This window comes from Burkholderia sp. Bp8998, assembly GCF_003854235.1.
GTDB lineage: Bacteria > Pseudomonadota > Gammaproteobacteria > Burkholderiales > Burkholderiaceae > Burkholderia.
In genome coordinates, this window is sequence record NZ_QTQF01000029.1 from 20,444 (window position 1) to 42,112 (window position 21,669).

Sequence of the window (21,669 nt, forward strand, 5' to 3'; positions counted from 1 at the left end):
GTTTGGTGTTGCGGTCGAGGCGGGCGGCGCGTATTGCGCCGGATCGGCAAACCTGGCGTCGGCGCGGGTTGACGCGGGGTTTCGTGCCGGATGAGGGCTGTGTCCGATCAGGGGGCAGTCGGCAGGGCGACGACAGCCACGCTATCGCGATCGCCGCCTGCCTGGTCGGTCAAACCAGCATGCGCTGCCGGATCGCATTCTGCGTCGACGCGTCGAGCCGCAGGCCGATATCGATGTACGACGTCATCGAGCCATACGACGTGACGACCTGATCGAACGCCGCCTGCAGATAGGCGGCTTGCGCACTTTGCAGCGCGGCCATCATGTCGGCCGCATCCTGCCCGCCGCGCTTCTGCGCTTGCGCAACGTAGGCGGCGATTTTCGATGCGCTGTAGACGTTAGTCAGCAGATAGTCGGCGAGAATCGTCTGCCGGGGGACACCGAGGATCGTGTGCAGAATGGCCGTCGCCCAGCCGGTGCGATCCTTGCCGGCCGTGCAGTGAAAGACCAGATTGTCCCCGTATGCGGCAAAGCCGGCGAATAGCGTGTGGTAACTCGTCCGTGCCGTTTCCGACGTCACGAACGCCCGATACATGCTTTGCATGAAGGCCGGGGCAGTCGCGCCACTCGTCGGAAGCGGACCGAGACTGGCGACGCCGAGCACGTTGAGGTTCTGCCAGGTGGCCCCGGCCAATGGCACATCCGGCTGCGACTGGATTTCGGCGGTCGTGCGCAGGTCGCACACCTGCGTGATGCCGAGCGTATCGATCGTTGCGAGGTCGGCCGCGGACAACGCGAGCGCGGACGACCGGTAGATCGCGCCTTTTTTCATCGCTGCGCCGCTCGAGGTGGCATAGCCCGTTCCGTCCGGTCCCGCGGTATCACGAAAGTTCGCTGCCGAGCCGAGCCTGGGCGTCGTGGCGGGGGCGACCGCGATCGAGTCGCCGCCGCACGCGGACAGAAGCGACGCACTTCCCAGTGCGATGCCGAGCGTGCCGGCACTCAGCCGGAGAAAGTGTCGACGGGAAATTTCATTTTTCTGAATCATTCACTGGCCTTTGTCCGAGACGGTGGCAGGACGTCACGACCGCGGTTGCGACCGAGACCGTTGCCGGCGTGCCGCGCAGCACGGCAACGCGGAGGCGGGCCAAATCGATTGGCATGCAGCCGGACGATGCGCCGTGCGCGTCGATCTCGCGCCGGGTAAGCGCACGGTAGCGATCCGCGGCGAAACGGCCATCGTCTTTTTCGATTAGGGTGCAGCGCAGGCTGCCCGTGCGAATCGTGTAACTGGCCACGGCTGCGGCGCGGTAAGATCGACGTCAGTGGCTTGATGGATCAAAGCATGGTGGCCGACACGGGGGAGGCGTCATGGATCTGAAGGAACTCGACGTATTGGGAGCGGATGTAGGCGATCACTGGTACTACGCGTCGAAGGCGAGCGCGATTCGTCGGTTTCTGGGCGCGTCGGACGCGAATCGAATACTCGACGTCGGTGCCGGCTCGGGTTTCTTTTCAAAGCATTTGCTCGAGCGTACGCAGGCGACGGAAGCATGGTGTGTCGATACGAGCTACGCCAACGATACCGACGGCGAGACGGCCGGCAAACCTGTCCATTTTCGTCGGGCTGTCGATCGGTTCGATGCCGATCTGGTGTTGCTGATGGATGTCCTCGAGCATGTCGACGACGATGTCGGGTTGCTTGCCCGCTATGTGGCGGGCGCGCCGAAGGACAGTCGGTTCCTGATCACGGTTCCGGCGTTTCAGTTCCTCTGGAGCGCACATGACGATTTTCTCGAGCACAAGCGAAGGTATACGCTCGAGGGCCTCGAAGACGTCGTGCGTCGTGCGGGGCTGGATGTCGAGCGCAGCGCATACTACTTTGGCCTCACGTTTCCGCTTGCGGCGGCATTGCGACTGAGCGAGCGGGCGCGTCGGCAACCGCGCGAACCGGCGTCGCAATTGCGCCGGCACCATCCGGTCGTCAACGGTGTGCTCAAGCTGATCTGCCGGGCCGAGTTGCCGATGTTCCGGTTCAACCGGGTGGCGGGCCTCACGGTCATTTGTGTCGCGCGCAGGCGGTGAGCATGGGTGGGGCGCATGGCCGGAACGTGGGCGCGGCGGGATGCGCATTGGCGCTCGCATCGATGCCTTCTCGTCTCGTCACGTCATGTCGCAAAAAATTTCGCAGGAACCTGCACAAAATGCATGCGACCCGTTCTAAATCGGCCAACTGTCTGTTATAATTTTTTTCTTTCGGGGCGTAGCGCAGCCTGGTAGCGTACCTGCATGGGGTGCAGGTGGTCGGAGGTTCAAATCCTCTCGCCCCGACCAGATAAAAAACCCGCGTCAGTTCAGGCTGGCGCGGGTTTTTTCTTGGTCGTCGCTTTTTTGCACATCCCGGCGCGGCCCCGGTAAAATGCAAGGTTGATCCACGGAAAGCGCCGTGATTTAGCGGAAGAGGATTCCCCGAACATGACTGATCTTCGTCTTACCATGCGGTTCGCTGCAGTGCTCGCCACCGGCGCGCTCGTCGCCGGTTGCGGTACGTCGTCGCCCACGAAAGTGGACTACAAGAGCGATTCGAAATCGAAGGAAGCGTCGCTCGCAGTGCCGCCCAACATGCTCGACGAGACGGCCGATCAGCGTTCGCTGCCACCACAGGGCGGCGCGACTTCCCTGTCCGCGCTTCAGCAGGTCCAGCACACGGCACCCGTGACGGACACCGTCGCGCCCGCCGTGGCCGGCATGCATGTCCAGCGCGACGGCACCGAGAGCTGGCTCGTGATCGACGGCAAGAAGCCCGCCGACATCTGGCCGCAAGTTCGCCGCTTCTGGCAGGAGCAGGGCTTCCTGCTCGTCGTCGACCAGCGCGACAAGGGTGTGATGGAAACCGACTGGAACGAAACCCATCCGCAGATCAACGACGGCCTGATCCGCAGCGTGATCTCGAAGGCGATGGGCAATTCGTACGTGACCGCCGAGCGCAACAAGTACCGCACGCGCCTCGATTCGGCGCCGAACGGCGGCACCTACGTGTTCATCAGCCAGAAGGGCATGCGTGAGGCGATCACCGGCGCGAACAACGATTCGAGCAAGTGGGAAGCGAAGCCGAACGATCCGGCGCTCGAGACGGAATATCTGAAGCGGCTGATGGCGGTGCTTGCACAGAACGAGCAGCGTGCGAAGAACGGCGAGCCGCCGGTCGCGAACATCAACGACAACACGGTGCCGAAGGACAAGAAGGCCGATACCGACGCATCGAAGGCTGCTGCCGCGGCGATCGCCGCACAGAACGTCGCGCGTACGTCGTCGCAAGCGAACGAGGTCGACTCGGGTGTGGTGCCGTCCGAAGTCACGCTCGCCGAGCCGTACGACAGGTCGTGGCTGCATGTCGGCCTTGCACTCGATCGTGCGAACTTCACGGTCGACGATCGCGATCGCACGAAGGGTCTGTATTTCGTGCGTTATGTCGATCCGAAGGATCTGAGCGCGGCCGAGCAGGGCTTCTGGAGTCAGCTGTTCCATGGCAAGAAGGAAAAGCAGGCGAAGCAGTATCGCGTCAATGTGAAGGCGCTGACGCCTGACCAGACGCGTGTGGCAGTCGTCGACGATTCGGGTGCGATCGATGCGTCGTCGCCGGCCCGGCAGATCATGGGGCTGCTCGTGAATCAGCTGCGCTGATCGCGGTACGATCCCGCTCTTCGAAAAAGCCCGCCTTCCGGCGGGCTTTTTTTATGGTCGCGCGCACTGAGGGTGGCGCGTGCGGGACGTTCGGTTTCGCCTCGTGACGTTACGTAACATCCGCGCGTTACGGCGGCAGAACAGGTGTCGCATCGTCATGGCAGCAGAAAATATCCTTATGGATCAATGGCATGCTTTCGAAAATGAACCTGGCACGCAAGCTGCTTTATAAGCTCGAATCGTTAGGACAGGGAGATTGGCGTCAGAGACCGGGCAGGCGTCGAGAGCGCCCGACCAACGGTTTCGACGTCTTCAGATGCCGGCGCGGCAAGCGCCGGCGCAACCGATGATGATCCGCGCGGTGCGCGGATCTCGATGGCCCCGTCGCCTATCCTCGTAGGGCGACGGTTTCGCCCGCGCTTCATTTGAAGCGCGGGCAATTTTTTTGGTGGGGCCGCAATGCGAGGGCATGCCGATCCGGCCGATGCGGGATTCGGTGATTCGCAATCTTTTCTGAGGGGGGCGGTTCGCATCCACCGAGCGCCGGCGGAGCCAGATCGCGTTGCCCGTGTATGCGCGTTCCGCGCACATTCCGCCTGATCGAGAAACAGCCGCGGACTGGATCCATCGGCCCGGGAACCGCGTGCCGTCGAAGCTCGCGTGAGCAAGGGTGGTGCGGCCGGGCGCGTTCCCGGCCGCCGCGACGCGTCAGTGCGACGCGCTGGGTACGTCGAGAATCAGGATGATCGTCCAGTCGGCATCGCCGTCGTGGTGATACTGGCGTTCGGCGACGATGAACGGTTGCTGCTTGCCTTGCGGGCCGAGGAAAAGCACGTCGCCCTCCATCGGCAGGCACTCGATCGGCGGCAGCGCGAGGAAGGCGTCTTCCGAGCCGCGCGGCATCAGTTGCTTGATCTTGCGAGTGGCTGCTTCGGTCCACTCGATGTCGAGTTGAATGTTGCTCATGCTGTCCTCCGCACCGGGGTGCGCACGGGTGGAAAATTTCGGTGCGCGACTTTAGCACAGCGCGCAGGCACCGCAACCAAAAAAGCCGAACCCGGTTGCCCGGATTCGGCTTTTCGCTTGTGCGGTGCCGCCGAACTTACTGGCTGGCAGCGTCTGCCGGAGCGGCCTTGGCGGCCTTCTTGCCAGCCTTCTTCGCTGCCTTGTGGTGGGCCTTCTTGCCGTGGTGTTGCTCTTCCTGCGCCGCCGGCTGTGCAGCCTCGGCCGCTTGTTGCTGTTGCAGTGCCTGTGCGCGCTGCTCGATCTCGGCGATCTTGGCCGGGTCGGTGATGGTCTGGATTTGCGTGCTCTCTTGCGCATACGCTGCGCCAGTCAGCGCCGACATCGCGACCAGAATAGCCAGGGACGTCTTCTTCATTGCTTTACCTCCGCTAAGTGGTGATGAACCCGAATGTTGCCGTTTCGTCTGGCGACCGCAATCGAGTGCGTGTCGAGTGTAACAAAAGTGACGGATCAATGTGCATCGGATCGCGGTGCGGCGCAAGGCCCCGTTGAAGTCGCGCAACACTTCGGGCATTCCGTCACGTGCATGCCTTCCTGCGCGGTTCCGTCGTTTTCGCCTTCGGCGCGCGCATGGCCATCAAAACCAGCCGAGCCATCGATAGACGTGGAATTGCGCGATGCCGATCAGCTCGTGCAGCGCCTGATTTGCGTCCTCCAGGTTGCGCCAACGGGGCAGCCAGCCGGTTTGCGCGCGCCGGCGGTTCGAATAAACGGGTTGCGGGTCGATGTCGAAACGGCGGAAATCGAGCAACGCGCGGTGCATCTGATAGGACGATGTGACGAGAATGCGCGTGTCGTCATGTTGTGAGCGTAGTATAGATGCAGTGAATTTCGCATTTTCGTAGGTGGTGCGGCTGTTCGGCTCGAGAACGAGGTCGCCGGAAGCGACGCCCTCTGCGACCAGCCGGCGCCCGTAGACGGCCGCCTCGGTTTCGCCGTGATGTTGCGGGTCGCCGCCCGACATCACCACGGTGCAGCGGGTGGCCTGCTGCCGGCACGTGCGGTAGAGTGCCGCGGTCGTGCGAATGCGTGCTTCTCCGTCGGGAGGCGGTCGCAGGCCGGTATCGCTGCGCCGCGTGCCGGCGCCGATAATGATCAGCGTGGTCCGGCCGTGCATGTCGGGGCGCTCGACCGGTGTCACGCCTGCCTCGGTCCACGCGATGAGCGGCGCGGCGAGCCAGCCTGTCGCGAGCAGCCAGAACACCGCAATGCTCGCGATCATGATGAGTCGCCGCTGCTTGCGGCAGAGCATGAAGCCGATGAAGAGAAGTACAAATGAATCGAACAGAATCAATTTGATTGGGGTATGGTGTCTTTTTATGGACGGCTGACGATCCGGCCCTGACGCGACGCCGAACGTCGGCCTCCAGAATCGGTGGCGGTATCGGCGGGCGGAGCTCCCGCCCGGCGCGCCGCTTCGCATTGTCGCTGCACTTTAAGAAAGAATCGAGATGGCCACGTATTCCAACGAAGCGGTGCTCGACGCATTGAGACGAGTGCAGTACCGCCAGGTACCGTGGGCGCGCCGCCCGGGCGTGTTCGAGTATCTCCGTTCGCTCGGGCTTATGGACACGGTCAGGCAGAAGACCGTTGCACCTGCGCCGGGTTTTCATGCGCCGGTCGATATCGCCGTGCTGACCGATAGTGGTCGGGCCGAATGCGCGCGCCTCGAGCGCGATGAGAAATTACTTTCCTGGACCGATCGCCGTATGGATGACTACGCATTGAGCGAAGCGAGCGCCGTGGCGATTCTCGAAAGCCGCCTGTAGCGGTGCAGGCCTGAGCTCGCGCTCCGTCCATCGGAGGCGCCCCAAAAAAAAGCCCGTATCGCGAGGATACGGGCGTACCGGATACTTTTTGCTGTTGCCACGCTGTGCTCATGGCAACGGATGTGACTCGTCGCATGTCGAGCAGTTCCCGATTCCGGTAATTTTCTTTGACGAAATCCTGCGGACTACGGATGGCGCGGCAGGTCGGACGGCTGCGAGCCATTGCGCGCCCGCGCGTTGCTGGCGATGTCGCCGCGCAGATCGCCGCGCGGCACGGTCTGCCGATTGGGTGGCGTGACGGGCGATTGCTGGCGAAGGGTGTTCCGATGATCCTGCTGGCGGTGAGGCGGCTTTGCGCGATCGTCGGCGCGAGCGGGGGCGGTCAGCGCCAGCGAAATGACAATGCCGCATGCGACGAGCAGTGACATTGATTTCATGGCGGGGCTCCCTTCAAGCCACCGGCGCGGCTTGTTGATATTTCGCTAAGGTAAGCGTGGGAGTGCAGGCCTGCTGTAAATAATAGTAAATAGATGTATCGCGGCACGACAGCGGTAATCGACGACGGCGGGGTGCCGCGCAAAGCGCGGGGCGCTGAAACAAACCGGGCGGCCGAAGCCGCCCGATCGAGCATGCATGCGTTACGCCATCTTCACGGGGGCGCGCCAGGATTCCGGGTTGGTCCAGAAGGCGCCGCGCAGCCGGTCGCGGCTCGGCGGTGCGGGCGGCTTCGTCGCGCTCGCCCCGATGCGCCCGCGCAGCGAGATCTGGCGGCCGCTCGTGCCGAGTCGCTTGACGATTTCGGCGAGCGTGCCGTCTGCCTGCCATTCGTCGAAGCGACGGCGACAGGTCGGCGGTGACGGATAGCGGCCCGGCAGCTTCGACCAGCCTTCACCTGTCGACAATACCCACAGCACGGCGTTTACCACCGAACGGGCCTCCACGCGGGGACGGCCGCGCCGTTCACTGCGTGCGGGTTCCGAGCAAAACAGACCCTCGACCAGCGCCCACTCGTTATCTCTCAAATCGTCGAACAGCATCATGTCCTCACCTCAGCGAAGCTAACTCCGGTGCGCTGCCCTGCGCCGCGCACTCTTCAAGCACTCGAGCGTCGAGTGCCGGGTGGGGGCGTCCGGTTGGCCGGCAGCGGCGTTTCTGCCTTCCGTCCGACTCAACCTGCGCCCTGTGCGTCAGATAAAGCACGATATGTGCCATGTCGGAGGCGATTCCCTCGAGAGCCGCTTGGCAGCGGGCTAACGGCTAAGTCAGCTAGGGGCGTATAAGACGCCAAAATAGCCCGCCAGCAAATCAGGACAATCACCAATCTAGTGCAATCCGCCCGTGCCACGTGCGTTTGCGCGGATATTGCACCGCAGCGAAACATGTGCGGCCGGTGCCGGATTCGCACATCGAAGCCGATCTTGCGCATTAAAATCGCGCATCGGTATCGACGATTGATGAGGTGAGGGGATGAACGTTACGCTGCGCCAGCTTCGCGTATTCATCGAGGTTGCGCGGCTCCGGAGCTTCAGCCGCGCGGGCGATGAGATCGGGCTCACGCAGTCCGCGGTCAGCCGTTGCGTGCGCGAACTCGAGGCCGAGCTCGGGCTGAAGCTGATCGATCGGACGACACGCGACGTGCAGTTGACCGACGTCGGGGCGAACCTGATCGCGAGCGTGTCCCGCCTGATCGACGATCTCGACGACACGCTGCGCGAGATTCGCGAGATTGGCGAGCAGCGGCGCGGGCGCGTGATCGTTGCCGCGAGCCCGACGATCGCGTGCCGGCTGATGCCGCGCGTCGTCGCGTCGTGCGAGCGCCAGTTCCCGTACGTCACGCTCGGCCTGCGTGACGACGTGCAGAGCGACGTGCTGCGCAAGGTGAAGTCGAGTGAGGTCGATTTCGGCGTCGTCATCGGGCCGCTCACGGTTGCCGATCTCGTGTGCGAGCCGTTGATGACCGACTCGTTCTGCCTGGTCGCGCGCGCCGATCATCCGCTCGCGGCGCGGGCCGAGGTGCCGTGGACGGCGCTCGACGGCGAGCGCCTTGTCCTGCTCGACCATGCGTCCGGAAGCCGGCCGCTGATCGACGCGGCGCTGGCCGCCCATCAGGTGAATGCGACGGTCATGCAGGAGCTCGGGCATTCGGCGACGGTATTCGGGCTCGTCGAGGCCGGTGTCGGCGTGAGCGTGCAGCCGTGGCTGTCGCTGCCGCTGCCGGCCGGATCGACGCTGGTCGCGCGGCCGCTGACGCCACGTACCGAACGTACGGTCGAGCTGGTGCGCCGCCGCGACCGCTCGCTGTCGCCCGCCGCGCAGGCGATCTGGGAGCTCGCGCGCCAGATGCCGGCGAGGGCTGAGGATCTCGACTGAGGGTGCGGATCCGGCGTGCGCGCCGGTACACTACGCGGATCGTGTTCCTCGGTGGCGGTTCTCGATGACGCATTCCGCAGATGTCGGCCCGGCGACGGGCGAGCCGGCGGCACGCAGCGCTGTCCAGGCGCTGCGTCCGTCGCTGATCAGGGAAGTGGCGAACGCCGGCTTCGGCGTGTCCGACGTGCTGCCGTTCTGGTTCGGTGAATCCGATCGCGTGACGCCGGCATTCATTCGCGACGCGGCTGCCGCGGCGCTGCGCGACGGCGCAACCTTCTATACGCACAACCTCGGCACGGTACCGCTGCGCAACGCGATTGCGGCTTACGTCAGCGCACGTCACGGCGCGACGGCGGCCGATACGATCGCCGTGACGAGTTCGGGCGTGAGTGCGCTGATGCTGGCCGCCCAGTTGCTGGTCGGTCCGGGCGATCGCGTCGTCGCGGTCACGCCGCTTTGGCCGAATCTCGTCGAGATCCCGAAGATCCTCGGTGCACAAGTCGAGTGCGTGCCGCTCCATCATGGCGATGGGGGCTGGCGGCTCGACGTCGACCAGTTGCTCGCGACGCTGACGCCCGGCACGCGGATGCTGTTCGTCAACTCGCCGAACAATCCGACCGGCTGGACGATGTCCCGCGATGACCAGCGGGCTGTGCTCGCGCATTGCCGGCGCCACGGCATCTGGGTGGTCGCCGACGAGGTGTACGAACGGCTCGCGTTCGGCACGGACGGCGCGTCATCGTTCCTCGATATCGCGTCGCGAGACGAGCGGGTAATCGTCGTGAATTCGTTTTCGAAGGCCTGGGCGATGACGGGCTGGCGGCTCGGATGGCTGGTCGCGCCGGCGTCGGTCATGGGCGATCTGTCGAAGCTGATCGAATACAACACGTCGTGCGCGCCGGGTTTCATCCAGGCCGCGGGCGAAGTCGCGCTGCGCGACGGCGAGCCGTTCGTGCATTCGTTCGTTGCCGCACTGCGCGCCGCGCGTGACCATCTGGTTGCCGCGCTGCGCACGTTGCCGGGCGTCGACGTGCCGCCTCCGCCTGGCGCGATGTACCTGTTCCTGCGCTTGCCGGGCGCGGACGACAGCCTCGCGCTCTGCAAGTCGCTGGTGCGCGAGGCCGGCCTCGGACTGGCGCCGGGACGCGCCTTCGGTCCGGAGGGGGAAGGGTTCGTGCGCTGGTGCTACGCGTGTGATCCGGTACAGATCGATGCGGGCGTCGAGCGCTTGCGGGCATTCCTTGCGCGCGGCGCGGGCCTGCGTTGAAACGGGGACGGAACGGCTGCGGCGTGGGGGGCGGTGGCCCGTTCGGCTCATCTTTACGCACAGGGCAATTTTGCGTAAGATGGCGCTCAGTCACGCGGTTCCGTCGTTGAGCCGTGCTGTTCCGTCCGGTTTGGGCCTGGCTTGAAGTTGGTTCGCCACCCCCGGTTCGTGCTCCCATCAATATGACCGATCAGAATCGGGCGAGCGCGTCTTCCGTTCCTTTCGTCTGTTTGTTGATCCGGTTCGTTTGACCACAGGGTCTGGCCTAGCTGCATGAATACCCAAGAGGCGAAGATCGTCCTCGAGACTGCTTTGATCTGCGCGCAGGAACCGCTGAAGCTCGGCGACTTGCGCAAGCTCTTTGCCGACGGCGTGTCGGCTGACACGGTCCGCACGTTGCTCGAAGATCTGAAACAGGATTGGTCCGGCCGCGGTGTCGAACTGGTAGCGCTCGCAACCGGATGGCGCTTTCAGAGCAAGCCGGCGATGCGCCATTATCTGGACCGACTGCATCCCGAGAAGCCGCCGAAATATTCGCGCGCGGTGCTCGAAACGCTCGCGATCATTGCGTATCGGCAACCCGTCACGCGCGGCGACATCGAAGAGATTCGCGGCGTCACGGTCAATACGCAGGTGGTCAAGCAGCTCGAGGATCGCGGCTGGATCGAGGTGATCGGGCATCGCGACGTGCCGGGCCGTCCGGCGCTGTACGCGACGACCAAGCAGTTCCTCGACGATCTCGGCCTGAAGGCGCTCGACGACCTGCCGGCGCTCGAGGAGCCGGCCGCGAACATCGAGGCCGCACTGCTCGCGCAGCAGGCGATGGATTTCGACGGCGAAGCGCCGGCGGCGGACGCGATGCCGGAAGCCGACGAAGCGGCGGCCGGCGAGCCGCGCGTGCAGCCGGATGAATTGCCGGGCGACGCTGCAACGGAAGTAGCGTCGACGCAGGAAATGCCGAACCGCGATACGCTGGAAGCTGATCGCGTTCAGATGGAACAGGGCGGCGCCGAAGCAGCGCCGGCCGGCGGGCAGCCCGAGTCGCTGCGCGCGGAATGGAACGAGGAAGATCGCAAGCCGGCCGCCGACGCGGTTGCCGGAGACGGAGCGGAAGCGGCTGGCGACATGCCGGGCGAGCCTGGCCAGGCCGACGCCTCACGCTCCCGTCCCGCGGAAGGCGAGTTGCTGGACGATACGTCCGACAGCCTCGCCGATGCCGTACGCAGTGCCAGCGCGCCCATCGGCGCCGACGCGCTGCCGGACGACGAAGCAGAACCCGAACAGCGCCGCGCCTGATCGCGGCCGACTTCTTGCCGCGCCCGAGTCGGGCGCGAGACCTGACATTTTGAGGTTGTTTTGACTGATATCCACGATATTGAATCGTCCGCGCCTGCCGTGCAGGCCGCGCGTGCCGACGATGCGCCGGAGCAGGACGCTCCGGCCGCGGGTGGTGACGAGCGTCCCCGCCGCGGCCTGCGGCGTGGCCCGCGCAGCCTGATCGCGCGTCGCCGCGCGGCGGCCAAGTCGAAGGGCGACGGAGAGTCGCAGGGCGGCGAAGGCGCGGACGCGCAGCCGGCCGAGGCGGCGGAAGCGCAACCCGCACGCGCGCCGCGTAAGGAAGGCACGGCCAAGGGCACCCGCAAGCCGGCCGGGAAGCGCGAAGGCGCGGCCAAGGGTGCCCAGGGCGGCCAAGGCGGTCAGGGACGGCGCGGCGGTGCGGCGAAGGCCGAAGGCGGCGCGGCGAAGGCCGACGTCGATGCGGCGTCGCAAGACGATCTGTTCGCGTATGTGACGTCGCCGGCATTCGATGCGGACAACTCGGCGGGCGGCAGCGGCGTGCGCGCGCCGATGCTGCGCCGCGGCCGCAGCCAGCCGACGAACAAGCGCGTGCTGTCGCCGGACGACGACGCGCCGAAGCTCCACAAGGTGCTCGCGGAAGCCGGCATGGGTTCGCGCCGCGAAATGGAAGAGCTGATCGTCGCCGGCCGCGTGTCGGTGAACGGGGAACCCGCGCACATCGGCCAGCGCATCATGCCGACCGACCAGGTCCGCATCAACGGCAAGCCGGTCAAGCGCAAGCTGCCGAACAAGCCGCCGCGCGTGCTGCTGTATCACAAGCCGACGGGCGAGATCGTCAGCCATGCGGACCCGGAAGGTCGTCCGTCTGTGTTCGACCGCCTGCCGCCGATGAAGACGGCGAAATGGCTTGCGGTGGGCCGCCTCGACTTCAACACGGAAGGTCTGCTGATGCTGACGACGTCGGGCGATCTTGCGAACCGCTTCATGCATCCGCGCTACAGCGTCGAGCGCGAGTATGCGGTGCGCGTCGTCGGCGAGCTGTCCGAAGGGATGCGGCAGAAGCTGCTGCACGGCGTCGAGCTCGATGACGGCCCGGCGAACTTCCTGCGCATCCGCGACGGCGGCGGCGAAGGCACCAACCACTGGTATCACGTCGCACTGGCCGAAGGCCGCAACCGCGAAGTACGCCGGATGTTCGAAGCGGCCGGCCTGATGGTGAGCCGCCTGATCCGCACGCGCCACGGTCCGATCCCGCTGCCGCGCGGCCTGAAGCGCGGTCGCTGGGAAGAGCTCGACGAGGCACAGGTGCGCAAGCTGATGGCGACCGTCGGCCTGAAGGCGCCGTCCGAGGAAAAGGGCAAGCGCGGTGGGAGCGGGCAGGCCGAGCGCCGCCAGCCGGATCCGATGCAGACGTCGATGGGCTTCATCGGCCGCGAGCCGGTGCTGACGGCGCATGGTCAGCTCGACCAGCCGCGTCGCGGTGGTGGCCGGCGCGGCGCTCCGGGCCTGCCGGGCCTGAGTGGCTACGGCAGCTTGCCGGTTTCGCCGTCGGGCTATGGCAACCGCTCGGGTGGCGGTCGTGATGTCGATGGCAATCGCGCGTCGTATGGCGCCGGCCCCAAGCGTGGTGAAGGCGCGGGCGCCAAGCGCGGCGGCGGCAAGGGCGGCAACCGCAATCCCAACGGCAATCGCGCCGAAGGCGCCGGCAACGGCGGTGGCGGTGCGCGCGGCGGCCAGCGTCCGCAGCGCAATCGCTCGCGCGGTCGCTGAGCGTTTGCGGCGTACGGCGGCGTGAGTCGCCGGTGTGCCGGCGAAATCGGCGTGAGTCCGGTTGGGTCGGCACCTCGCCTTGCGTGGTTTGCTTTTGACTGTATATATATTGCGCCGCCGGATTGTGCCGCCTGGTCGGACAGTCCGGTTTCGCATTTTTGGTCGGTAAAGGTGGGCTGGACGCTGCTTTTACCGGCTGGCTTGGCGTTTGCGCCAAAAATCGCTATAATCGCGGAGTCGCTGGGCGTACGGATTCAATGTGCGGCTCAGGTGCGACCACCAGTAAGAAGATGGGCGTTCCGCCCATTTTTTTTTGCTGAAACGGTTAGGCATCTCGGGTAGCGCTTCCTGCGCCGGCTAAGGCGCGCGCCCGCGGGTGAATCGCGAGCGGCGGGCGCGAACACCTGAGAGGACACAGTGCAACTGACGGAACTGATAGAAACCACGGTCACCGGGCTCGGCTACGAGCTGGTGGATCTCGAGCGCACCGGGCGCGGCATGCTTTGCATCTATATCGATCAGCCTGCCGGCATCTCGCTCGAAGATTGCGAAAAGGTCACGCGTCAGCTCCAGCACGTCTTGACGGTCGAAAACATCGATTACGAACGGCTCGAAGTCTCGTCCCCGGGGCTCGACCGCCCGTTGAAGAAGCTGGCCGACTTCGAGCGCTTCGCCGGCAGCGAAGTTTCCGTGACCTTGAAAAAGCCGCTGGACGGGCGCAAGACGTACCGGGGCATTCTGCACGCGCCGAATGGCGAAACGATCGGTTTGGAATTTGAGAGGAAGAAGGGCGAGGCGGCCATGCTGGATTTCACGCTGGCCGATATCGACAAAGCCCGCCTGATTCCGCAAGTTGACTTTAGGAGCCGCAAATAATGAGTCGCGAAGTGTTGATGCTGGTGGATGCGCTGGCGCGCGAGAAAAACGTCGACAAGGATGTGGTGCTGGGCGCCCTCGAGGCTGCGCTCGCTTCCGCTTCCAAGAAGCTGTTCGACGAAGGCGCCGAAATCCGCGTCCATATCGATCGCGAAAGCGGCGAGCACGAAACCTTCCGTCGCTGGCTCGTCGTGCCCGACGAGGCAGGCTTGCAGGAGCCGGATCGCGAGATCCTGCTGTTCGAAGCACGTGAGCAGAAGCCCGACGTCGAAGTCGGCGAGTTCATCGAGGAGCCGGTACCGTCGATCGAGTTCGGTCGTATCGGTGCGCAGGCCGCGAAGCAGGTGATCCTGCAGAAGGTGCGCGATGCCGAACGCGAGCAGATCCTGAACGATTACCTCGAGCGCGGCGAAAAGATCATGACGGGCACGGTGAAGCGCCTCGACAAGGGCAACTTCATCGTCGAATCGGGTCGTGTCGAGGCACTGCTGCGTCGCGATCAGTTGATCCCGAAGGAAAACCTGCGCGTGGGCGACCGCGTGCGTGCATACATCGCGAAGGTCGACCGCACCGCGCGCGGCCCGCAGATCGAACTCTCGCGCACGGCGCCCGAGTTCCTGATGAAGCTGTTCGAGATGGAAGTGCCGGAAATCGAGCAGGGCCTGCTCGAGATCAAGGCAGCCGCTCGCGATCCGGGCGTGCGCGCGAAGATCGGCGTGATCGCCTACGACAAGCGGATCGATCCGATCGGCACCTGCGTCGGCATCCGCGGCTCCCGCGTGCAAGCCGTGCGCAACGAGCTCGGTGGCGAAAACATCGACATCGTGCTATGGTCCGAGGATCCCGCCCAGTTCGTGATCGGCGCGCTCGCGCCGGCAGCCGTCCAGTCGATCGTCGTCGATGAAGAAAAGCACTCGATGGACGTCGTCGTCGACGAGAACGAGCTGGCTGTCGCGATCGGCCGCAGCGGTCAGAACGTTCGCCTTGCCGGCGAACTGACCGGCTGGCAGATCAACATCATGACGCCGGACGAATCCGCCCTGAAGCAGGGTGAGGAGCGCGACCGACTGCGTTCGCTGTTCATGGCGCGTCTCGACGTCGACGAAGAAGTTGCCGACATCCTGATCGACGAAGGCTTCACGAGCCTCGAAGAGATCGCTTACGTGCCGCTCAACGAAATGCTCGAAATCGAGGCGTTCGACGAGGACACCGTGCACGAGCTGCGCAACCGCGCACGCGACGCACTGTTGACGATGGCGATCGCGAACGAAGAAAAGGTCGAGAATGCAGCGCTGGATTTGAAGGGCCTCGACGGCATCACGCCGGAGTTGCTCGCGAAGCTGGCCGAACACGGCATGCAGACGCGCGACGATCTCGCCGAGCTTGCCGTGGATGAACTGGTCGATATGACCGGGATGGAAGAGGATGCCGCTAAGGCGTTGATCATGAAAGCACGTGAACACTGGTTCCAGTGAGAAATGACCATGGCGCACTGATTTGATGGCGGCCGTATGGCCTGACCCGATGCTAACCGCAAGGAATTGGTCCTTGCACTAAGAGGAATGAATGGCGAGTAACAACGTAGCCCAATTTGCCGCGGAACTGAAAATGCCTGCTGGTGTGCTGCTCGAACAGCTGCAGGCAGCGGGCGTCCAGAAAGCGAGTGAAGACGATGCGCTGTCCGAGGCGGACAAGGCGCGTCTGCTCGATCATTTGCGCAAGTCGCACGGCGCAACCGACGGCGACAAGCGCAAGATCACGCTGACCCGCAAGCATACGTCGGAGATCAAGCAGTCTGACGCGACGGGCAAGGCTCGCACCATTCAGGTCGAGGTCCGCAAGAAGCGTACGTTCGTCAAGCGCGACGACGTGGCCGAGGGTGCGGAACAGGGTCAGGCGCAGGTCGCCGAAGCGGACGACGATGCAGAACTGAAGCGTCGCGAGGAAGAAGCGCGCCGCGAGGCCGAGCTGCTCGAGAAGCAGGCGCAGGAACTGCGCGAGCGCCAGGAGCGCCTCGAGCGCGAGGAAGCCGAGCGCCGCGCCCGAGAGGAAGCGGCCGAAGCCGAGCGCCGCCGTGCCGAGGAAGAAGCGGCGGCGAAGCGTGCCGCGGCCGAAGCCGCTGCGGCGCAGCAGGCTGCTGCCCAGCAGGCCGCCGAAGCTCAGCAGGAAGCAGCCGGTGCGCAGTCCGCGCAGGACGAAGCACGTGCGGCCGCCGAACGTGCGGCCCAGCGCGAAGCGGCTAAGAAGGCCGAGGATGCTGCCCGCGAGGCGGCGGACAAGGCGCGCGCCGAGCAGGAAGAGATCAGCAAGCGTCGCGCGGCGGCAGAAGCCGAGGCACGTGCGATCCGCGAAATGATGAACACGCCGCGCAAGGCCGTGGTCAAGGCAGTCGAGCCGCCGAAGCCGGTGGAACCGCCGAAGCCGGCCGAAGCGAAGGGCACGCTGCACAAGCCGGCCAAGCCGGCAGGCGCAGGCGCACAGGCACGTCCGGCCGTGAAGAAGCCGGCCGGCGCAGCGCCGGCGACCACGCAGGCACCGGCAGGCGCGGGCGACCGCAACAAGAAGCCGGGCGGCGGCAAGGGCGGCTGGCAGGACGACGCGGCCAAGCGTCGCGGCATCAAGACGCGTGGCGACTCGAGCGGCGGCGTCGACCGCGGCTGGCGCGGCGGCCCGAAGGGTCGTGGCCGTCACCAGGACAGCGCATCGTCGTTCCAGGCGCCGACCGAACCGATCGTGCGTGAAGTGCACGTGCCGGAGACCGTCTCGGTCGCCGATCTCGCGCACAAGATGTCCATCAAGGCGTCGGAAGTCATCAAGGTGATGATGAAGATGGGCCAGATGGTCACGATCAACCAGGTGCTGGACCAGGAAACGGCGATGATCGTCGTCGAGGAACTGGGCCACCGCGCGGTTGCCGCGAAGCTGGACGATCCGGAAGCGCTGCTGGTCGAAGGCGAGACCGGTACCGATGCGGAGCAACTGCCGCGTCCGCCGGTCGTCACGGTGATGGGTCACGTCGACCACGGCAAGACCTCGCTGCTCGACCACATCCGCCGCGCGAAGGTCGCAGCGGGCGAAGCGGGCGGCATTACGCAGCACATCGGCGCATACCACGTCGAAACGCCGCGCGGCGTCATCACGTTCCTCGATACGCCGGGTCACGAGGCGTTCACGGCAATGCGTGCACGCGGCGCGAAGGCGACCGACATCGTGGTGCTGGTGGTGGCTGCCGACGACGGCGTGATGCCGCAGACGAAGGAAGCCATCGCCCACGCGAAGGCGGGTGGCGTACCGATCGTCGTGGCGATCAACAAGATCGACAAGCCGGAAGCGAACCCCGATCGCGTCAAGCAGGAACTGGTCGCGGAAGGCGTCGTGCCGGAAGAATACGGTGGCGATTCGCCGTTCGTGCCGGTGTCGGCCAAGACGGGCGCCGGTATCGACGACCTGCTCGAGAACGTGCTGCTGCAGGCCGAAGTGCTGGAACTGAAGGCACCGGTCGAGGCGCCGGCCAAGGGCATCGTGATCGAAGCGAAGCTGGACAAGGGCAAGGGTCCGGTCGCGACGATCCTGGTGCAGTCCGGTACGCTGAACCGCGGCGACATCGTGCTCGCGGGCTCGGCCTACGGCCGCGTGCGTGCGATGCTCGACGAGAACGGCAAGCCGACGAAGGAAGCCGGCCCGTCGATCCCGGTCGAAATCCAGGGTCTGTCGGAAGTGCCGGGTGCGGGCGAGGAAGTGATCGTGCTGCCGGACGAGCGCAAGGCACGTGAAATCGCGCTGTTCCGTCAGGGCAAGTTCCGTGACGTGAAGCTCGCGAAGCAGCAGGCCGCAAAGCTGGAAAGCATGCTCGAGCAGATGGGCGAAGGCGAAGTGCAGAACCTGCCGCTTATCGTCAAGGCCGACGTGCAGGGCTCGCAGGAAGCGCTCGTGCAGTCGCTGCTCAAGCTGTCGACCGACGAAGTGCGCGTGCAGATCGTGCACGGCGCGGTGGGCGGCATCAGCGAAAACGACGTCAACCTTGCAACGGCGTCGAAGGCCGTCATCATTGGCTTCAACACGCGTGCGGATGCGCAGGCGCGCAAGCTCGCGGAAGCCAATGGCGTCGACATCCGCTACTACAACATCATCTATGATGCAGTGGATGAGGTGAAGGCGGCGATGTCGGGCATGCTGGCGCCGGAGAAGCGCGAAGTCATCACCGGTACGGTCGAGGTGCGCCAGGTGTTCAAGGTGCCGAAGATCGGCGCGGTCGCTGGTTGTATGGTCACGGACGGTATCGTCAAGCGCTCGTCGTCGGTTCGCGTGCTGCGCAACAACGTCGTGATCTTCACGGGCGAACTCGAGTCGCTGAAGCGCTTCAAGGACGACGTGAAGGAAGTGAAGCAAGGCTTCGAGTGCGGTATGTCGGTGAAGAACTTCAACGACATCATCGAAGGCGACCAGTTCGAGGTCTTCGAAGTGACCGAAGTCGCACGTACGCTGTAATCGTCGCGTATCGGCTCATGGGGCGGGGCAGGCTTGGGCCTGTCCCGCCCATTTTCATGGTGGCGTGCCAACAATGGCCCGCCGCTTCATCCTGATAAACCGATCACGGATCGATCATGTCCAGGAAACGTACTTCCCCCAATCGCAACGTTCAGATTGCCGACCAGATTCAGCGCGATCTGTCCGAACTCATCATGCGCGAGGTCAAGGACCCGCGCATCGGTATCGTGACCATCCAGAGCGTCGAGCTCACGCCGGACTACGCGCACGCGAAGGTTTACTTCACGGCGCTCACCGGCGATCCGGACAAGACGCAGGAGGCGCTGAACCACGCGTCGGGCCACCTGCACAACCTGCTGTTCAAGCGCCTGCACATCCATACGGTGCCGACGCTGCATTTCCATTACGACCAGACGATCGAGAAGGCCGTGGAAATGTCGCGTCTGATCAAGGAAGCCAACTCGACACGCGCGAAGGACGACGACGAAGCCGACGCGCCCGCGAAGGACGATTGAGCGCGCGCGCCCTATGACGACTGCAGCCCCCCAGCGTCCATGCGTGCCGCGGCGCGCGCTGGACGGCGTCCTTCTGCTCGATAAGCCGGTCGGCCTGTCGAGCAACGACGCACTGATTCGCGCGAAGCGTCTGCTTCTCGCGAAGAAAGCCGGCCATACCGGCACGCTCGATCCGCTGGCCTCGGGCCTGTTGCCGCTGTGCTTCGGCGAGGCGACGAAGTTCTCGCAGGACTTGCTGGAAGCGGACAAGACTTACGAAGCGACGATGCGTCTCGGCGTGCGTACGACCACCGGCGACGCGGAAGGTGACGTGCTCGACACGCGCGCTGTCGCATGCGACCGCCCGGCGGTGGAGGCGGCACTCGCGCGCTTTACCGGCGAGATCGTGCAGGTGCCGCCGATGTATTCGGCGCTCAAGCGCGACGGCAAGCCGCTCTATGAATATGCGCGCGCGGGCCAGACCGTCGAACGGGAAGGCCGGAACGTGACGATCCATGCGCTCGACCTGCTGGCCTGCGAACTGCCCGACGTGACGTTTCGCGTAACCTGCAGCAAGGGTACGTATGTGCGCACGCTCGCCGAAGATATCGGTGAAGCGCTCGGTTGCGGCGCGCATCTGACGATGCTGCGTCGCACGGGTGTCGGCGCGCTGACGCTCGAACATGCGGTGACGCTTGACGCGCTGTCCGATGCCGCCGAAGCGATGCGCGACGCGTGGCTTCAGCCGGTCGACGCGCTGTTGTCGACGTTTCCGCTGGTGCGTCTCGATGAAGCCTGCGCGAAGCGGTTCCTGCATGGCCAGCGTTTGCCGCTGTCGGCGCTCGATTCGATCGATGCGGCGGAGGGCGAGCGTGTGCGCGTGTACGACGCGGTCCGGTTGCTCGGCGTGGCTCGCAAGGTCAACGGCGTGCTCGCACCCGAACGCCTCGTCGTGACGGCCGCATGACGCGCGGCGCGCAAGCGCCGTCGGAGCGAAAAAAAGCCCGGTCGATTTTCGACCGGGCTTTTTGTTGGGCGCGCTCGTTCGAGCGCGGTGCTCAGTGTGCAGCCGACGCCGCGGCACCCGCATCGCCGCCGCCCGCGCGTTCGGGCTTCGTGATCCAGATCAGTCCGATCAGCAGCACGAAGATCGCCGCCGAGATGTAGAACAGGTCGTTCACGCCGAGTTGCGCGGCCTGCTGCGTGGCCATGTTGTTGATGAGGCCGTGCGCCTGGTCCTGCGTCAGCCCGAGGTTGCCCATCTGCGTGACGGCCTGGTTGAACGTCGGGTTGTACGGGTTGGTCTGCTCGACCAGCTGCGCGTGGTGGAAGTTGTTCCGGTGGTCCCACGCGGTCTGGAAGATCGACGTGCCGATGCCGCCGCACATGATCCGCACGAAGTTCGACAGGCCCGATGCCGCGGGAATGCGGTGGCCGGGCAGGCCGGACAGCGTGATCGACACGAGCGGGATGAAGAAGCCGGCCATCGCGATGCCTTGCACGAGCGTCGGCAGCGTCAGCGACCACTCGTCGACACCGGTGGTGTAGCGCGAGCGCATCCAGAAGCACAGCGCGAACGTCAGGAACGCGGCGGTCGCGATGTAGCGTGGGTCCGTACGCGGCAGGAACTTGCCGGTCAGCGGCGACAGCAGGATCGCGAACAGCCCGACGGGTGCCATCACGAGGCCTGCATCGGTCGCCGTATAGCCGATCTGGGTCTGCAGCCACAGCGGCAGCAGCACCAGGTTGCCGAAGTAGAGCCCGTAGCCGACCGCGAGCGCGATCGTGCCGCCCGTGAAGTTGCGCCTGCGGAACAGCGACAGGTCGACGACCGGATGTTCCGCCGTCAGCTCCCAGATCACGAAGAACGCGAACGAGATGACCGCGATCAGCGCGAGCGCGATGATCGTGGTCGACGAGAACCAGTCGAGATCCTTGCCCTTGTCGAGCATGATCTGCAGGGAGCCGACCCACAGCACGAGCAGCGCGAGGCCGACGCCGTCGATCGGCGCGCGGCGCACCGTCGATTCGCGCGTGCGATAGATCGACCATGTGGTCAGCGCGGCGGCGATACCGACCGGGATGTTCACGTAGAAAATCCACGGCCACGAATAGTTGTCCGAGATCCAGCCGCCGAGGATCGGGCCCGCGACCGGTGCGATCAGCGTCGTCATCGACCATAGCGCGAGCGCCATCGGCGCCTTCGCGCGCGGATAGCTCGACAGCAGCAGCGATTGCGACAGCGGAATCATCGGCCCGGCGACCGCGCCCTGGAGCACGCGCGACGCGAGCAGGAACGGCAAGCTTGGCGCCAGTCCGCACATCCACGACGAGATGACGAACAGGATGATCGACGCGAGGAACAGGCGGACCTGGCCGAAGCGGTCGGTCAGCCAGCCTGTCAGCGGCACGGAGATCGCGTTCGCGACCGCGAATGACGTGATGACCCATGTACCCTGGTCGGACGACACGCCGAGATCGCCCGAGATGGTCGGGATCGCGACGTTCGCGATGGACGTGTCGAGCACGTTCATGAACACCGCGAGCGATACCGCGATCGTTCCGAGCACGAGTTGCCCGCCCTGCAGGGGCGGGTGGGAGACGGGAGCCTGTGCCATGTCGGTAG

At 65.2% G+C, this 21,669-nt stretch carries 19 protein-coding genes, 1 tRNA gene and 1 pseudogene; 13 read left to right on the forward strand and 8 right to left on the reverse strand.

The window, feature by feature from the left end:
- Window positions 1-169 precede the first annotated feature (169 nt).
- Window positions 170-1,045, reverse strand: a complete 876-nt coding sequence (locus DIE06_RS25790; protein WP_311767640.1) for a tyrosine-protein phosphatase — start codon at window positions 1,043-1,045, stop codon at window positions 170-172.
- The gene (locus DIE06_RS25795; protein ID WP_124663806.1) at window positions 1,032-1,298 is read right to left on the reverse strand and encodes a hypothetical protein; all 267 of its coding nucleotides are present in this window, start codon (window positions 1,296-1,298) and stop codon (window positions 1,032-1,034) included. The genes DIE06_RS25790 and DIE06_RS25795 overlap by 14 nt, the downstream gene beginning before the upstream one ends.
- Before the next feature lie 73 nt (window positions 1,299-1,371).
- On the opposite strand from DIE06_RS25795, the gene DIE06_RS25800 reads away from it, so the two are divergent.
- The 3 genes from DIE06_RS25800 (at window position 1,372) to bamC (ending at window position 3,684) form a co-directional block, all read left to right on the forward strand.
- Window positions 1,372-2,085: a methyltransferase domain-containing protein gene (locus DIE06_RS25800; RefSeq protein ID WP_124663807.1), complete on the forward strand. Its 714-nt coding sequence runs from the start codon at window positions 1,372-1,374 to the stop codon at window positions 2,083-2,085.
- Between the two features lie 172 nt (window positions 2,086-2,257).
- Window positions 2,258-2,334, forward strand: a tRNA-Pro gene (locus DIE06_RS25805).
- A gap of 141 nt (window positions 2,335-2,475) precedes the next feature.
- Window positions 2,476-3,684 carry an outer membrane protein assembly factor BamC gene (gene bamC, locus DIE06_RS25810; protein WP_124663808.1) on the forward strand — a complete coding sequence of 403 codons (1,209 nt, stop codon included), beginning with the start codon at window positions 2,476-2,478 and terminating at the stop codon, window positions 3,682-3,684.
- Window positions 3,685-4,392: 708 nt separating this feature from the next.
- Here the strand turns inward: bamC and DIE06_RS25815 are convergent.
- The 3 genes from DIE06_RS25815 to DIE06_RS25825 form a co-directional block, all read right to left on the reverse strand.
- Window positions 4,393-4,650 carry a DNA-binding protein gene (locus tag DIE06_RS25815; RefSeq protein WP_096506837.1) on the reverse strand — a complete coding sequence of 86 codons (258 nt, stop codon included), beginning with the start codon at window positions 4,648-4,650 and terminating at the stop codon, window positions 4,393-4,395.
- A 136-nt stretch (window positions 4,651-4,786) separates the two neighbouring features.
- Window positions 4,787-5,065 (reverse strand): hypothetical protein, encoded by a 279-nt coding sequence (locus DIE06_RS25820; protein ID WP_124663809.1) that lies wholly within the window; start codon window positions 5,063-5,065, stop codon window positions 4,787-4,789.
- Window positions 5,066-5,287: 222 nt separating this feature from the next.
- Window positions 5,288-6,004, reverse strand: coding sequence for a YdcF family protein (locus DIE06_RS25825; protein ID WP_124663810.1), 717 nt, complete (start codon window positions 6,002-6,004; stop codon window positions 5,288-5,290).
- Window positions 6,005-6,161: 157 nt separating this feature from the next.
- Here DIE06_RS25825 and DIE06_RS25830 point away from each other — a divergent pair, with 157 nt between their 5' ends.
- On the forward strand, window positions 6,162-6,479 hold the full coding sequence (locus DIE06_RS25830; protein ID WP_059510817.1) for a hypothetical protein: 318 nt from the start codon (window positions 6,162-6,164) through the stop codon (window positions 6,477-6,479).
- A 185-nt stretch (window positions 6,480-6,664) separates the two neighbouring features.
- Here DIE06_RS25830 and DIE06_RS25835 read toward each other — a convergent pair whose 3' ends face one another.
- Complete coding sequence (locus tag DIE06_RS25835; RefSeq protein WP_124663811.1) at window positions 6,665-6,916, reverse strand: hypothetical protein; 252 nt, start codon at window positions 6,914-6,916, stop codon at window positions 6,665-6,667.
- Between the two features lie 204 nt (window positions 6,917-7,120).
- Window positions 7,121-7,516: pseudogene (locus DIE06_RS25840) on the reverse strand (transposase); the annotation flags it as partial.
- 430 nt (window positions 7,517-7,946) lie between these two features.
- On the opposite strand from DIE06_RS25840, the gene DIE06_RS25845 reads away from it, so the two are divergent.
- The 9 genes from DIE06_RS25845 (at window position 7,947) to truB (ending at window position 20,010) form a co-directional block, all read left to right on the forward strand.
- Complete coding sequence (locus tag DIE06_RS25845; RefSeq protein WP_124663812.1) at window positions 7,947-8,849, forward strand: LysR family transcriptional regulator; 903 nt, start codon at window positions 7,947-7,949, stop codon at window positions 8,847-8,849.
- A gap of 64 nt (window positions 8,850-8,913) precedes the next feature.
- A complete protein-coding gene (locus tag DIE06_RS25850; RefSeq protein ID WP_124663813.1) occupies window positions 8,914-10,116 on the forward strand; it encodes a pyridoxal phosphate-dependent aminotransferase in 1,203 nt (400 codons plus the stop codon).
- Between the two features lie 273 nt (window positions 10,117-10,389).
- Window positions 10,390-11,412: an SMC-Scp complex subunit ScpB gene (gene scpB / locus DIE06_RS25855; RefSeq protein WP_124663814.1), complete on the forward strand. Its 1,023-nt coding sequence runs from the start codon at window positions 10,390-10,392 to the stop codon at window positions 11,410-11,412.
- Window positions 11,413-11,472: 60 nt separating this feature from the next.
- A complete protein-coding gene (rluB, locus tag DIE06_RS25860; protein WP_124663815.1) occupies window positions 11,473-13,185 on the forward strand; it encodes a 23S rRNA pseudouridine(2605) synthase RluB in 1,713 nt (570 codons plus the stop codon).
- Between the two features lie 417 nt (window positions 13,186-13,602).
- Window positions 13,603-14,061, forward strand: a complete 459-nt coding sequence (gene rimP / locus DIE06_RS25865; RefSeq protein WP_014897219.1) for a ribosome maturation factor RimP — start codon at window positions 13,603-13,605, stop codon at window positions 14,059-14,061.
- Window positions 14,061-15,536 (forward strand): transcription termination factor NusA, encoded by a 1,476-nt coding sequence (gene nusA, locus DIE06_RS25870; protein WP_124663816.1) that lies wholly within the window; start codon window positions 14,061-14,063, stop codon window positions 15,534-15,536. Before rimP ends, nusA begins: the two co-directional genes overlap by 1 nt.
- 91 nt (window positions 15,537-15,627) lie before the next feature.
- Window positions 15,628-18,549, forward strand: a complete 2,922-nt coding sequence (infB, locus tag DIE06_RS25875; RefSeq protein WP_124663817.1) for a translation initiation factor IF-2 — start codon at window positions 15,628-15,630, stop codon at window positions 18,547-18,549.
- A 116-nt stretch (window positions 18,550-18,665) separates the two neighbouring features.
- Window positions 18,666-19,064 (forward strand): 30S ribosome-binding factor RbfA, encoded by a 399-nt coding sequence (gene rbfA, locus DIE06_RS25880; protein WP_006495346.1) that lies wholly within the window; start codon window positions 18,666-18,668, stop codon window positions 19,062-19,064.
- A 13-nt stretch (window positions 19,065-19,077) separates the two neighbouring features.
- Window positions 19,078-20,010, forward strand: coding sequence for a tRNA pseudouridine(55) synthase TruB (truB, locus tag DIE06_RS25885; protein ID WP_124663818.1), 933 nt, complete (start codon window positions 19,078-19,080; stop codon window positions 20,008-20,010).
- A 91-nt stretch (window positions 20,011-20,101) separates the two neighbouring features.
- Here the strand turns inward: truB and DIE06_RS25890 are convergent, their stop codons facing one another.
- Window positions 20,102-21,661, reverse strand: coding sequence for a DHA2 family efflux MFS transporter permease subunit (locus tag DIE06_RS25890; RefSeq protein ID WP_124663819.1), 1,560 nt, complete (start codon window positions 21,659-21,661; stop codon window positions 20,102-20,104).
- Between the last annotated feature and the right edge of the window lie 8 nt (window positions 21,662-21,669).